The organism is Paenibacillus thalictri, assembly GCF_004307995.1.
GTDB classification, from domain to species: Bacteria; Bacillota; Bacilli; order Paenibacillales; family NBRC-103111; genus Paenibacillus_AF; species Paenibacillus_AF thalictri.
In genome coordinates, this window is the sequence record NZ_SIRE01000040.1 from 51,042 (window position 1) to 63,340 (window position 12,299).

A 12,299-nucleotide genomic window follows, 5' to 3' on the forward strand; every position below is an offset into this window, starting at 1 on the left:
ACTCTTACGAAGCAAGTTTGCTCACGCAAACTCTCAGGAGGTAATAACAATGAAGGTTAGACCATCGGTCAAGCCGATTTGCGAAAAATGCAAAGTCATTCGCCGCAAAGGTAACGTTATGGTTATTTGTGAAAATCCGAAGCATAAACAAAAACAAGGATAAGGAGGTGCTCTTGTAGATGGCTCGTATAGCTGGTGTAGACTTGCCTCGTGACAAACGTGTCGTGATCGCGCTCACTTACATCTTCGGGATCGGCAACACAACGGCACAAAAAATCGTTGCTCAAACCGGAATCAATGCGGACACTCGTGTTCGCGATTTGACGGAAGATGAAGTCAGCAAAATCCGTGAGGCTATCGACAAATCGCTGAAAGTGGAAGGCGACCTGCGTCGTGAGATTGCCCTGAACATCAAACGCCTGATCGAAATCGGCTGCTATCGTGGTGTTCGTCACCGCCGCGGCTTGCCTGTTCGCGGTCAACGCACAAAAACAAATGCCCGTACCCGCAAAGGTCCTCGTCGTACGGTTGCTAATAAGAAGAAATAATAAGTAAAGGAGGTTAATCGATCTAATGGCAAAAGCGAAAAAAGTTGTTCGTACAAAACGTCGTGACCGGAAAAATATTGACACCGGAGTGGCTCATATCCGCTCTACATTTAACAATACGATCGTAACGATCACAGACCCTCATGGTAACGCCATTTCTTGGGCAAGCGCAGGAAACCTCGGTTTCAAGGGCTCCCGGAAAAGCACTCCGTTCGCCGCTCAAATGGCAGCTGAATCTGCAGCCAAAGCAGCAATGGAGCATGGCATGAAAGTTGTTGAAGTTATGGTTAAAGGTCCTGGCGCTGGCCGCGAAGCTGCAATTCGTTCCTTGCAAGCGGCTGGTCTGGAAGTCAACCTCATTAAAGACGTAACTCCGATTCCGCATAACGGTTGCCGTCCGCCAAAACGTCGTCGTGTCTAATTGTTTAGACACGTCTGTGGTATAAATATCCAAAACATGTGAATAATGATGTTGAAGGATAGGCATACTACAAATTTTATGTGTTCGTAATCCAGAGGGAAACGACGTTTTGAGGAGGGTTATGTCTTATGATAGAAATCGAAAAGCCGAAAATAGAAACCGTATCGATAAGTGAGGATGGGGCTTACGGCAAATTTGTTGTAGAACCATTGGAGAGAGGCTATGGCACCACGCTTGGCAACTCTCTGCGTAGAATCCTCTTGTCCTCTTTGCCCGGTGCGGCGGTCACTTCCGTTCATATCGACGGAGTGCTCCACGAATTTTCAACCGTTCCGGGAGTATTGGAGGATGTTACGGAAATTATCCTGAACCTGAAAGCATTGTCGTTGAAGATCCACTCCGACGAAGAGAAGGTACTGGAAATCGACGCTGAAGGTGAAGGAAAAGTCGTAGCAGGAGACATACGCGGTGATAGTGATGTTGAGATTCTTAATCCGGATCTGCACATTGCGACACTTTCCTCCGATGCCCGGTTACATCTTAGAATACACGCCAACCGCGGCCGCGGATATGTTCCGGCAGATAAGAACAAAAAAGAGGATCAGCCAATCGGCGTAATCCCTATCGATTCTATCTACACTCCGATCACTCGTGTCAATTACAGCGTCGAGAATACTCGCGTAGGTCAAGTTACTAACTATGACAAACTAACCCTCGAAGTCTGGACCGATGGAAGTATTCGACCGGAAGAAGCTGTAAGCTTGGGCGCTAAAATCTTAACCGAGCATTTGATGCTGTTTGTCGGATTGACAGACGAAGCGAAAGATGCTGAGATTATGGTAGAAAAAGAAGAAGATAAGAAAGAAAAAGTGCTCGAGATGACGATCGAAGAGCTTGATCTTTCCGTTCGTTCTTACAACTGCCTGAAGCGCGCGGGTATCAACACCGTACAAGAGCTGATTACTAAGACGGAAGAAGACATGATGAAAGTCCGCAATCTTGGACGTAAATCATTGGAGGAAGTACAGGAAAAGCTTGAAGAGCTTGGCTTAAGCCTCCGTATGGAAGAGTAGCTATAGAATCACATTAACAAAAAGGAGGTATACGTTCATGGCATACCAAAAGCTAGGTCGTGACTCCAGCGCACGGAAAGCATTGTTCCGTGACTTGGTAACTGACTTGTTCATATACGAACGCATTCAAACAACTGAAGCTAAAGCGAAAGAACTTCGTTCCATCGCTGAAAAGCTGATCACAGTAGCAAAACGCGGAGATCTTCATGCCCGCCGTCAAGTGGCTGCATTCGTTCGCCGCGAAGAGGCGCAAGAAGGTAAAGACGCGATTCAAAAATTGTTCTCTGAGATTGCTCCTAGATACGCCGAGCGTCCAGGCGGATACACCAGAATCCTCAAATTGGGACCTCGTCGTGGCGACGCGGCGCCTATGGTGTATTTGGAACTGGTAGACCGAGCTTAAAATTCAAGGGTAGGGAAAGGGTGGACGGGATCAATTGATTCTGATGAAGCCCTTTTTTTGTACCGTTGGACCCGTGTATACAGGAAGAGCGGGGGGACGATGTGCGAAACATTTGCATGCTTGTAAGCTATGACGGAACGGCTTACAGCGGCTTTCAGACACAGCCAAGCTCAGTGACAATTCAAGAAAAAATGGAAGAGGCCATTAAGCTGCTCACCGGGGAGTCCGTAAAAATCACGGCTTCGGGACGTACCGATGCCGGTGTGCATGCACGTGGACAAGTCATTAACTTTTTAACCTCATCCCAAATACCGATCCGGCGGTGGACACTTGCTATCAATGCCCGTTTGCCCGCGGACATCATCGTTAATGGGGCTGCGGAAGTGGATGAAAGCTTTCACTCAACCCGGTCGGCTATCCGCAAAACATACCGCTATACCATCCGCTGTGGCCGCAACAGAGACGTTTTCCAGCATCATACCGAATATCATCATTATGCCCCCTTGGATGTGGAGAAGATGCGTCAAGCCCTTCAATACTTGCTGGGAGAGCATGATTTTACTTCCTTTTGCTCGATTCGCAGCACGAAGCAATCACATGTACGGACGTTATATGCCGCAACCATAACGGAGTGGGATGAATCGATTCAGGACATTCCGTCCAAGCGGCTTGTTATTGAAATTACCGGCAACGGATTTCTGTATAACATGGTTCGCATCATTGTAGGCACGCTGCTGCAGGTCGGTGAAGGCAAAAGACATCCGGATGATTTTAAAACGATATTGCTCCGCAAAGAGCGCTCTGCGGCGGGTCCGACTGCGATGGCGCACGGACTTATGTTATGGGAAGTTATGTACAAAGAAGCTGTAAAATTCACTTGATTTGGGCGCGATTATGAGGTACAATATCAATTGGCGTTTCTTGATGGCTAACCCACGGCCCCGGTTGAGGAACTCCTTACAGCTTCATTGGATACAAACATAACATTGAAAAATGAACCAACAGAATGTTGATATATTTAGGAGGATACACATGCGTACCACATATATGGCGAAGCCTAATGAAGTCGAGCGTAAATGGTACATCATTGACGCTGCCGGCAAAACGCTTGGACGTCTGGCCAGCGAAGCAGCAAGCATCATTCGCGGCAAACATAAACCGGAATTCACTCCACACGTTGATACAGGCGATTTCGTAATCGTAATTAACGCGGAGAAAGTATTTTTGTCCGGTAAGAAATTGCAAAACAAAATGTACTATCGTCACTCCCTTCATCCGGGCGGTTTGAAAGTGACTTCTGCGCAAGACATGCTGAACACCAAGCCTGAGCGCGTTCTGGAAAGTGCTATTCATGGCATGCTTCCAAAAAACCGTCTTGGCGACGCAATGAAAACAAAGCTGAAAGTATACGCTGGCAGCGAGCATCCGCATCAAGCACAACAACCTGAAGTTTGGGAACTTCGCGGTTAAGGTAAAAGGGAGGACTAATAGTGGCACAAGTTCAATATTACGGTACTGGTCGTCGTAAGCATTCCGTAGCACGTGTACGTCTTGTACCGGGCGAAGGTCGCATCATTATCAATAAAAGAGACATCAACGAATATTTCGGCTTGGAAACGCTGAAATTGATCGTGAAACAACCGCTTAACCTGACTGAAACATTGGGCAAATACGATGTTTTGGTTATCGCTAACGGTGGAGGAACTTCCGGACAAGCAGGCGCAATTCGCCACGGTATTTCCCGTGCATTGCTGAAAGCTGACCCTGAGTTCCGCGGTTCGCTCAAAAGAGCGGGCTTCCTGACTCGTGATCCTCGTATGAAGGAACGTAAGAAGTACGGCTTGAAAGCCGCTCGTCGCGCTCCTCAGTTCTCGAAACGTTAATATTCGGTATCAACGGAAACCCTTCTGCTTATGCAGAAGGGTTTTTTTGCGTGGTCCGAGCACCTTATGCATAACCTCTAAATAGTATAGTGATGTGCCTAATAATTGCTGACGTACTGCAATGGACCACACCATAGGGGCACGTATGAATTTTCATATAACAATTTCATTGACAATCAATAATAAATCATTATATAGTAAAAACATTAATTCATATTGAAATAATCGGAATTAACCAGGAGGTAATTTGAACATGAATTTATTCGAAAAAGAAGAGTTGATTCGTTCAGCAGCCGAGCGCTTCGAGCATGAATCCGCGGAATCTTTGATTAAATGGGCGGTAGAGCAATTCGGCAGCATTACACTGGCTTGCAGCTTTGGCGCAGAAGACGTAGTTCTTGTCGATATGCTGCAAAAAGTTAGTCCGAAGACCGATATTTTTTATCTGGACACGAATGTTCACTTTAAAGAAACATACGAAACAAGGGACAGACTTGAACAGCATTATGGTGTAAAGTTTGTGCAAGTGCTGCCCAAACTGACGTTGGATGAGCAAGCGGAGAAATTCGGAGAAGAGCTGTGGAAGGCGGAACCGAACCAATGCTGCAATATCCGTAAAGTGGAGCCGTTGACTAATATTTTGAGCAAATACGATGCCTGGATTACCGGTATTCGCCGCGATCAAGCTCCAACCCGGGCGAATGCTAAGAAAGTCGAATACGATGCAAAATTCGGGCTCGTCAAATTCAATCCATTGGCAAGCTGGACGACTGAGGATGTATGGAACTACATTCATGAGCATGAAGTCATCTACAATCCGCTGCACGATCAGAACTACCCGAGTATCGGCTGCGAGCATTGCACGCGTCAAGTCGCCGCTGGTGAGGATCCTCGCGCCGGCAGATGGGCTGGATTTGAAAAAACCGAATGCGGATTGCATAAATAAGAGGAGGGTTCCGGAATGACTCAAACAATTGCACCGCATGGCGGAGTATTGGTTAATCGGCTGGTGGAAGGGGAGCAGCGTGAGCAGTTGCTTAAAGCTGCAGAGACTTTATACCAAATCAAAATTAACAATTGGACGATATCGGATCTGGACCTGATCGGAGTGGGGGCATTTTCGCCGCTCACCGGCTTTTTGGAGGAAGCGGATTATCTCTCCGTAGTTGAGAATATTCGCTTGGCGGACGGAACCGTATGGAGTATCCCGGTTACGCTGGCTGTCGAAGAGGAAATTGCAAACGCATTGTCTCTGGGGCAGCAGGTTGCTCTTGTTGGCGAAGAGGATCAAGTGGTGTACGGCATCATCGATGTCAGAAGCGTATATAAGGTTGACCAGCAGAAGGAAGCCGTCAACGTGTTTAAGACGGACGACAGCGAGCATCCCGGGGTGCAAAAGCTATTTTCACGCCCTTCTACTTACATTGGAGGACCTATTCAATTACTTAATCGTCCTCAGCCGAAGAAGTTCGAGGAATATTATTTCACTCCGGCAGAGACCCGGCAAATTTTTAGCGATAAAGGCTGGAAATCCGTCGTAGGTTTCCAAACAAGAAACCCGGTTCACCGCGCTCATGAATATATCCAAAAATGCGCTATGGAGATTGTGGACGCATTGTTCTTGAATCCGCTTGTCGGCGAGACCAAATCGGATGACATCTCCGCTGATGTGCGGATGAAAAGTTATCTGGTGCTGCTCGACAATTATTACCCGAAAGATCGTGTATTCCTGGGCGTATTCCCCGCGGCTATGCGGTATGCAGGGCCACGAGAAGCCATATTTCACGCCATGGTGCGCAAAAACTACGGCTGCACCCATTTTATCGTCGGACGCGATCATGCAGGCGTAGGCGACTATTACGGCACGTACGAAGCTCAGGAAATTTTCAAAAACTTTACGAAAGAGGAGCTTGGCATTACGCCGCTGTTTTTCGAACACAGTTTTTTCTGCACCAAGTGCGGCAATATGGCCTCGACCAAAACTTGCCCGCACGACAAATCGGCGCATTTGCACTTATCCGGAACGAAAGTCCGCGCATTGCTTAGAGACGGTCAATGCCCGCCTCCGGAATTTTCAAGACCGGAAGTGGCTCAAGTGCTGATCGAAGGCATGTCGGAGCAACTGCAGCCGTCCAACCCATAATAACTCCAGGGCTTTTCCCAAAAAAGGGAAAAGCTCTATTCATATTTGTCCATCTTTGTCCATATAGATGATTATGAATCTATGGGATGTGAGGTGGACCTGTTTATGTTTAAAAGGAGGAAAAGGGTTATTGTCTGGTTGACCGCGCAAAGCAGCTTTAAACTGCTAATGTCGGCCGCGCTAGTGGTATTAATGGTATTTGTTTTTACCTATGAGCTGCCGTCAACCAAAACATGGACTTACTGGACAATGCCTTTATCCGGCAAGACCATTGCGATTGATGCTGGACACGGCGGTCCCGACGGCGGCGCGGAAACGAAGGACGGCAAGGTGATGGAGAAAGACATTAACCTGGCCATCTCGCTGCATCTGCGGGATTATTTGCAGCAAGCCGGAGCTACCGTTGTGATGACCCGCGAGGACGACAAAGATTTGGCTGATCCGGCAACCAAAGGCTACAGCAAGCGCAAAACAGAGGATCTGGTCAAAAGGGCCCAATTTATTCAGCAAAAAAAATCCGACCTGTTCGTGTCCATTCATATGAATGCGATTCCGTCGGCCAAGTGGCATGGGGCGCAAACTTTTTTCTATCCGAATCATAAAGATAATCCCGTTCTGGCGGCATTAATTCAAGATGAGATCAAACGAAACCTGGAAAACACTGACCGGGTGGCCAAACGGGTGGATGGCGAAATCTTTTTGCTAAAGACGCTTAAGATTCCGAGCGCTTTAGTGGAAGTCGGATTTTTGTCCAATCCGGAGGAAGCAGAGATGCTTAGCGATACCATGTATCAGAAAAAAGTGGCCGCATCCATTTACCAAGGCGTATTGCGTTACTATTCCGGGGAAAAAGTAAGCGGATATTAAAAATATGATATAATAGACCTCGTTACATAATTTCATTTTGTCGAGGTGTAAAAACAGTGATAACTAAAGAGAAGCTGCTCGAAGCTGCAGGACACATCCGCGATGCTGAATATAATGCCAGTTTGGCTGAGTTACAATTTATAAGAGATATTATGATTAAAGAGGACCGGGTATCGGCAACCGTGATTCTCTCCAAGGAAGACGAAAGCTATAAAGCCTCGTTAGAGAAGGCGGTCACAGAAGCGTTTGCTAAAGCGGGCGCCGGCAATGTGCATCTCCGGTTTAGAGCGGCAACCGAATACGACCGGACGGAGGCTAATAAAAAGCAGCAGGAGAAGGCTGAGGAGCCTGCTGAAGCGGCGGTCAATATTTTGGATCCGCAGCATGGCGTAACCTTCCTTGCGATCGCCAGTGGTAAAGGAGGCGTCGGAAAATCGACGGTTACCGTTAACCTGGCAGTAGCCTTAGCGCGTCTTGGCAAAAAGGTCGGCATTATTGATGCCGATATTTATGGGTTCAGCGTTCCGGATATGATGGGCATCGAAGACCGGCCGCAGATGGTCGGCAATAAAATTATTCCGATCGAGCGGTTCGGCGTTAAAGTGATTTCTATGGGTTTCTTTGTCGAGGATAATGCGCCTATCATATGGAGAGGTCCGATGCTCGGCAAAATGCTGCGCAACTTCTTTGGCGAAGTGGCATGGGGTGAATTGGACTATATGCTGCTTGATCTGCCTCCAGGGACCGGAGACGTGGCGCTGGACGTGCATCAGATGATTCCGCAGAGCAAAGAGATCATCGTGACGACACCACATGCGACAGCGGCTTTTGTAGCAGCCAGAGCAGGGGCAATGGCCGTGCATACGAATCATGAGATCGTCGGTATTGTCGAGAACATGTCTTATTACCAATGCGGAGCCTGCGGCGAAAAAGACTATGTATTTGGCCGCGGCGGAGGGGCTAAGCTGGCTGAAGAGCTGCATACGAAGCTGCTTGCTCAATTGCCGCTTGGAGCGCCGGATAATCACATAGCCGAGCCGGATTATTCGCCATCCGTCTATAAGGAAGAGACGGAAGCTGGCCAAATTTACTTAAATGTGGCCAAATCCATCATTCAGGCTTAAAAAACACACAACAAAAGGACTGCGACGATCCATGAAGGACACGGATCGGCAGTCCTTTTACGCGAGTGCATTTAATTAACTATGCTAATCAGCCGCTACCCTGCTGCTGTTCTCCGCCTTCTTTGCTTTTTTCGGAGTTTCCGCTGCTGCCTCCTCCTCCAGATTTGCCGCCGCTTTGGCCCCCCGGCTGGCTTTGTGATTGAAGCTGCTCTTCAATGGCTTTTTTCATCAGATTAATCATTTCGGTTCTAAATAATGGACTTTGCATGGATTCCTGTATGACGGACATCGTTTGTTGCCTGTACTGCTGGCTTTTCATCGTATCGAGGAAAATTCGCTGCGCCTCAGGGTTTTTCATGAGATCGATCATCTGCTTTTGATAATCGGGGTCTTTCATTAAGTCTTTCTGCAGCTGCTTATTTTCCTTCTGGATCGCTTTGGCGAAGTCTCCGGCAAATTTAGGGTCATTCATCATTTGTGTTAGAAATTTAGTGCTGTTGGTATCTGTCAGCACATCCTTTACTGCCAGCTGCAGTTGCTGGGTATCTCCCGTTGACATGACCTTAAGTTGTCCGCCCCCCGCCTCACCGCCTTGTCCGGAGGAATCCGTAGCTTCTTTAATCGCTTTTTTGCCATCTTCCGTTTTAAGAATATCCAATACCATTGATTTTGTGTCTTTATAAGAAGAGGCGTTTCCTTGAGCGTTGTTATTGTCGCTTCCGCAAGAAGCCAACACAAGGACGATGAGAATAGCCGGGATTGATCGTACCCATACATTCATAGTGATCCCTGCTCCCTTCCTGTTTATAGATGTAGTATTCGCCGTTCTCCATTGTTTATTAGCAGATGAGTTGGCTTTTTGCTGAGAAGGTTGGTACAATTAACAATTAGAATGCTTCAAAATGCAGCGGGAGGGTAACGGATTGACACTGCGTAAATGGTTTCATTTGTTTTGGACGACCTTATTGTTAGGAGGCGCGGCAGGGGGGATCACCGGCATTCTTTTATCGGCCGCGGACAAGGAATTTGCCATTTTAGGCGTTTCCGGTATGGGGTACAACGTAATGTGGATGATTATCGGGGGGGCAACAATTAGCGTATTAAGCCAAATGGGCTTTTTTGCATATTTAATCGTCCGGTTTATTGTAATGGGCATTATTCGCAATAAGTGGACCTGGGATTTCTTGCAGATTCTTTTTGTCCTTATTGCATTATTCGATTTGGTTTATTTGCGGTATACGAACTTCGCGCAAGGCGAGACCATCTGGGGGTATATGGTGCTGCCTCTGATCATGCTGATTGTCGCATTGGCGACTGCTTATTGGAAAGCCAAACTGACCAATAAGAATGGCTTTGTCCCGACTTTGTTTTTTATGCTGGCAGTTACTAGTATGGAGGCGGTTCCGGCATTAAAGCTTAACAGTTCGGCATCCACATTGTATATGTTGATCCCTTTGATCGTTTGCAATGCATGGCAGATTTTAATTTTACATAAAATTTTGGCAGATAAAAAAGAGCCCGCATAGGCTCTTTTTTGGAATTTGCCGTATGGCCTTTAACTTGCGTTAATGCTGCTTCAACGCTGCGTCCTCCATCGGAGGTTTATTGTCGACCTTGGATTGCTTCAACAATTCGCTAACGGAAACGAATTCGTATCCTTTGGAACGCAACTGGTCAATAATAACGGGAAGCGCTTCATGGGTCTGCTTGGCCGAATCGCTGGCATGCAGCAGCACGATGTCGCCGGGATGCGCTTTGGTAACCACGCGGTTGATGATGGAGTCGGTACCTTTGTTCATCCAGTCCATGGAATCGGTATCCCATTGAATAACCGTGTACCCGAGGTCGCCGGCGATTTGCAGTACCCTTTTGTCGAAATCGCCATTCGGCAGCCGGATGAGATTGGGCTGCTTGCCTGTAACATCCTGCAGGATTTGATGAGCGGTTCGGATTTGGGTACGGATTTCATCGTCGTTTAAACTGCTGTAATTCTCATGTTTGTGTCCATGGCTGCCGATTTCGTATCCGGATGTGGACATTTTTTGGACAAGCGCGGAATGCGTGCTGGCCCACGGGGAAGAGAGAAAGAAGGTTGCTTTCTTTATGCCTTTATCCTCCAGCACTTTCAAGATGGGTTCGGTTCGAATGTCTCCCCAGCTAATATCAAAGGTGAGCGCGATGACTTTTCTTTCGGTTTGCACACTGTATACGGCGGTAGGATCGTTCTGGGAGAATACGGAGATATTGTCCTTTTCCGAGTATGCAATGCCTGCGGCAAACAACAAAGCGACGACAATAATAAAGCCTTGCTTTAATTTCCTTCCGTTCATCACATAAAAAAAGTTCACAGCTGCGGCGAGCCTCCTTTTTCAGCCTATCGGTTACCTTAAGGCTTGTTTAATAGTTTATTAATACCAATGTATGCTCGTACAATTGACTTATGCGTATCCTCAAAAAGACAGGAGATTTTTCAAAATGACATGGCGACATATGGTCACTCAACTTGGCCGAATGAAACATTATATCATTGCCAGCTGTGCTGTATTTTTTGTCGGTTTGGTGTTGGGATTTGGCTTTTCGGGCTCCTATCAGCACTTTATTGAAATGCAAATGAAAGCCCTGCAAGAGCTGGCCAAGTCGGCGGCGAGCAAATCGCATCCGCAAATGTCTTTGTTTTGGCTTATATTTTGGAATAATGTATCCACGTCATTTAAGATCATCGGGTTAGGCGTATTTTTTGGTGTGCTGCCATTGTTCTTTTTACTTGCCAACGGGTTGCTCTTGGGGTATGTCGCTTCCGACCAAGCGAGCAAACAAAGCGTTATGCTTTTTATTAAAGGGATCTTACCGCATGGGGTCATCGAGATTCCGGCGATTATATTGGCCGCGGCGCTGGGCATCCGTTTGGGGGCCCTTGTGTTAAAAAGCTTTTTTCGTTTTTTTAATCCGGCAAAGGATCAGAGAACGGAAAAAGAGCTTCGCCCCTTTATTGCGTCCTTGGTGCCGTTTGGGCTGCTGCTCGTTGTTGCGCTGTTTGTTGCCGCGGTGATCGAAAGCACCATCACGTATTGGTTGGTCAAAATGTAAAAATTTTGAAACCACACTCATAAAAATTCCAAAATCTGAGCATAACAGTAAAGCAACCCGTACAATGAGCCAGACAGGAAGGGGAATTTACAGCAATGCTCGGATTTTTGTTCAATGAACGCGAATGCAAGGAACTTGATTATGTTCTCCGGAAAGAGCTGGATGAAATGCTTTTTGACCTGAATGACAAGCGAATCGACATTGAGATCAAAACGGCGATTGAGTCGCGGTATAAAGTCATTTTCCGTATGTATGCAAGGCTTGCTTCTCCTAAGGAGATTTCAAGGTATGCCCGCAATAAAATGTATCATTGATTTCTTTAAAGAAAACTTGAATTGTGCCGAAGTGTTTCTCACGATGTTTCTCGCGTTCAAGCGAAAGTGCATTCTTAAGTTCAGGAATTGCTTTCGCTTCGCTGAAAACTTATAAATTCAATCTTGTAGTAAAAAATAGCTTGACGATAAATAGCTGGATATGTTATTTTATTAATCGTCGCTTTTGAAGTCCACAAATGATGTCGAAAGCGCAAAAAAAGAAATTAAAAATAAAGCTTGCAATCAACTGCTTGTCTGTGGTATATTAAAAAAGTCGCCGCTAAAAACGACGGCAAGAAATGACAAGTGAATTGCTCTTTGAAAACTGAACAACGAGTGAATGTAAAACAAGCAAGTCAGCAATGAATTGAGCTATATTAAACAAACCTTAATGGAGAGTTTGATCCTGGCTCAGGACGAACGCTGGCGGCGTGCC

The 12,299-nt window shown here is 46.7% G+C and carries 17 protein-coding genes; 15 read left to right on the forward strand and 2 right to left on the reverse strand.

Annotation, left to right across the window (positions count from 1 at the left end):
* Positions 1-49: 49 nt before the first annotated feature.
* The 12 genes from rpmJ to EYB31_RS36875 all read left to right on the forward strand — a co-directional run bounded on the left by rpmJ (position 50) and on the right by EYB31_RS36875 (position 8,462).
* A complete protein-coding gene (rpmJ, locus tag EYB31_RS36820) occupies positions 50-163 on the forward strand; it encodes a 50S ribosomal protein L36 (protein ID WP_003333770.1) in 114 nt (37 codons plus the stop codon).
* Between the two features lie 16 nt (positions 164-179).
* The gene (gene rpsM, locus EYB31_RS36825) at positions 180-548 is read left to right on the forward strand and encodes a 30S ribosomal protein S13 (protein WP_131018553.1); all 369 of its coding nucleotides are present in this window, start codon (positions 180-182) and stop codon (positions 546-548) included.
* A 25-nt stretch (positions 549-573) separates the two neighbouring features.
* Positions 574-969, forward strand: coding sequence for a 30S ribosomal protein S11 (rpsK, locus tag EYB31_RS36830; protein ID WP_131018554.1), 396 nt, complete (start codon positions 574-576; stop codon positions 967-969).
* Positions 970-1,097: 128 nt separating this feature from the next.
* Positions 1,098-2,042, forward strand: a complete 945-nt coding sequence (locus EYB31_RS36835; RefSeq protein ID WP_131018555.1) for a DNA-directed RNA polymerase subunit alpha — start codon at positions 1,098-1,100, stop codon at positions 2,040-2,042.
* Positions 2,043-2,079: 37 nt separating this feature from the next.
* Positions 2,080-2,445 carry a 50S ribosomal protein L17 gene (gene rplQ / locus EYB31_RS36840; RefSeq protein ID WP_131018556.1) on the forward strand — a complete coding sequence of 122 codons (366 nt, stop codon included), beginning with the start codon at positions 2,080-2,082 and terminating at the stop codon, positions 2,443-2,445.
* Between the two features lie 101 nt (positions 2,446-2,546).
* On the forward strand, positions 2,547-3,326 hold the full coding sequence (gene truA, locus EYB31_RS36845; RefSeq protein ID WP_131018557.1) for a tRNA pseudouridine(38-40) synthase TruA: 780 nt from the start codon (positions 2,547-2,549) through the stop codon (positions 3,324-3,326).
* A gap of 151 nt (positions 3,327-3,477) precedes the next feature.
* Positions 3,478-3,915, forward strand: a complete 438-nt coding sequence (gene rplM, locus EYB31_RS36850; RefSeq protein ID WP_131018570.1) for a 50S ribosomal protein L13 — start codon at positions 3,478-3,480, stop codon at positions 3,913-3,915.
* A gap of 20 nt (positions 3,916-3,935) precedes the next feature.
* A complete protein-coding gene (gene rpsI / locus EYB31_RS36855; protein ID WP_131018558.1) occupies positions 3,936-4,328 on the forward strand; it encodes a 30S ribosomal protein S9 in 393 nt (130 codons plus the stop codon).
* A gap of 253 nt (positions 4,329-4,581) precedes the next feature.
* A complete protein-coding gene (locus EYB31_RS36860) occupies positions 4,582-5,274 on the forward strand; it encodes a phosphoadenylyl-sulfate reductase (RefSeq protein WP_131018559.1) in 693 nt (230 codons plus the stop codon).
* A gap of 15 nt (positions 5,275-5,289) precedes the next feature.
* Positions 5,290-6,471, forward strand: coding sequence for a sulfate adenylyltransferase (gene sat / locus EYB31_RS36865; protein WP_131018560.1), 1,182 nt, complete (start codon positions 5,290-5,292; stop codon positions 6,469-6,471).
* Between the two features lie 105 nt (positions 6,472-6,576).
* Positions 6,577-7,338, forward strand: a complete 762-nt coding sequence (cwlD, locus tag EYB31_RS36870; protein WP_131018561.1) for an N-acetylmuramoyl-L-alanine amidase CwlD — start codon at positions 6,577-6,579, stop codon at positions 7,336-7,338.
* Between the two features lie 56 nt (positions 7,339-7,394).
* Positions 7,395-8,462 carry an Mrp/NBP35 family ATP-binding protein gene (locus EYB31_RS36875; RefSeq protein WP_131018562.1) on the forward strand — a complete coding sequence of 356 codons (1,068 nt, stop codon included), beginning with the start codon at positions 7,395-7,397 and terminating at the stop codon, positions 8,460-8,462.
* Positions 8,463-8,550: 88 nt separating this feature from the next.
* Here EYB31_RS36875 and gerD read toward each other — a convergent pair whose 3' ends face one another.
* Positions 8,551-9,342, reverse strand: a complete 792-nt coding sequence (gerD, locus tag EYB31_RS36880; RefSeq protein WP_240763192.1) for a spore germination lipoprotein GerD — start codon at positions 9,340-9,342, stop codon at positions 8,551-8,553.
* A 43-nt stretch (positions 9,343-9,385) separates the two neighbouring features.
* Here gerD and EYB31_RS36885 point away from each other — a divergent pair, with 43 nt between their 5' ends.
* Positions 9,386-9,988, forward strand: coding sequence for a KinB-signaling pathway activation protein (locus tag EYB31_RS36885; RefSeq protein WP_131018563.1), 603 nt, complete (start codon positions 9,386-9,388; stop codon positions 9,986-9,988).
* A 39-nt stretch (positions 9,989-10,027) separates the two neighbouring features.
* Here EYB31_RS36885 and pdaB read toward each other — a convergent pair whose 3' ends face one another.
* Positions 10,028-10,810 (reverse strand): polysaccharide deacetylase family sporulation protein PdaB, encoded by a 783-nt coding sequence (gene pdaB, locus EYB31_RS36890; RefSeq protein ID WP_131018564.1) that lies wholly within the window; start codon positions 10,808-10,810, stop codon positions 10,028-10,030.
* Positions 10,811-10,937: 127 nt separating this feature from the next.
* Here pdaB and EYB31_RS36895 point away from each other — a divergent pair, with 127 nt between their 5' ends.
* Together EYB31_RS36895 and EYB31_RS36900 are read left to right on the forward strand one after the other, a co-directional pair.
* Positions 10,938-11,549, forward strand: a complete 612-nt coding sequence (locus EYB31_RS36895; protein WP_131018565.1) for a stage II sporulation protein M — start codon at positions 10,938-10,940, stop codon at positions 11,547-11,549.
* A 95-nt stretch (positions 11,550-11,644) separates the two neighbouring features.
* Positions 11,645-11,863 (forward strand): hypothetical protein, encoded by a 219-nt coding sequence (locus tag EYB31_RS36900; protein WP_131018566.1) that lies wholly within the window; start codon positions 11,645-11,647, stop codon positions 11,861-11,863.
* Positions 11,864-12,299 lie beyond the last annotated feature (436 nt).

Coding starts and splice junctions, on each gene's coding strand:
- EYB31_RS36895 (WP_131018565.1), top strand. CDS start 10,938: ATGACATGGCGACATATGGTCACTCAACTTGGCCGAATGAAACATTAT.
- EYB31_RS36835 (WP_131018555.1), top strand. CDS start 1,098: ATGATAGAAATCGAAAAGCCGAAAATAGAAACCGTATCGATAAGTGAG.
- EYB31_RS36900 (WP_131018566.1), top strand. CDS start 11,645: ATGCTCGGATTTTTGTTCAATGAACGCGAATGCAAGGAACTTGATTAT.
- rpsK (WP_131018554.1), top strand. CDS start 574: ATGGCAAAAGCGAAAAAAGTTGTTCGTACAAAACGTCGTGACCGGAAA.
- cwlD (WP_131018561.1), top strand. CDS start 6,577: ATGTTTAAAAGGAGGAAAAGGGTTATTGTCTGGTTGACCGCGCAAAGC.
- rplM (WP_131018570.1), top strand. CDS start 3,478: ATGCGTACCACATATATGGCGAAGCCTAATGAAGTCGAGCGTAAATGG.
- rplQ (WP_131018556.1), top strand. CDS start 2,080: ATGGCATACCAAAAGCTAGGTCGTGACTCCAGCGCACGGAAAGCATTG.
- EYB31_RS36860 (WP_131018559.1), top strand. CDS start 4,582: ATGAATTTATTCGAAAAAGAAGAGTTGATTCGTTCAGCAGCCGAGCGC.
- rpsM (WP_131018553.1), top strand. CDS start 180: ATGGCTCGTATAGCTGGTGTAGACTTGCCTCGTGACAAACGTGTCGTG.
- rpmJ (WP_003333770.1), top strand. CDS start 50: ATGAAGGTTAGACCATCGGTCAAGCCGATTTGCGAAAAATGCAAAGTC.
- sat (WP_131018560.1), top strand. CDS start 5,290: ATGACTCAAACAATTGCACCGCATGGCGGAGTATTGGTTAATCGGCTG.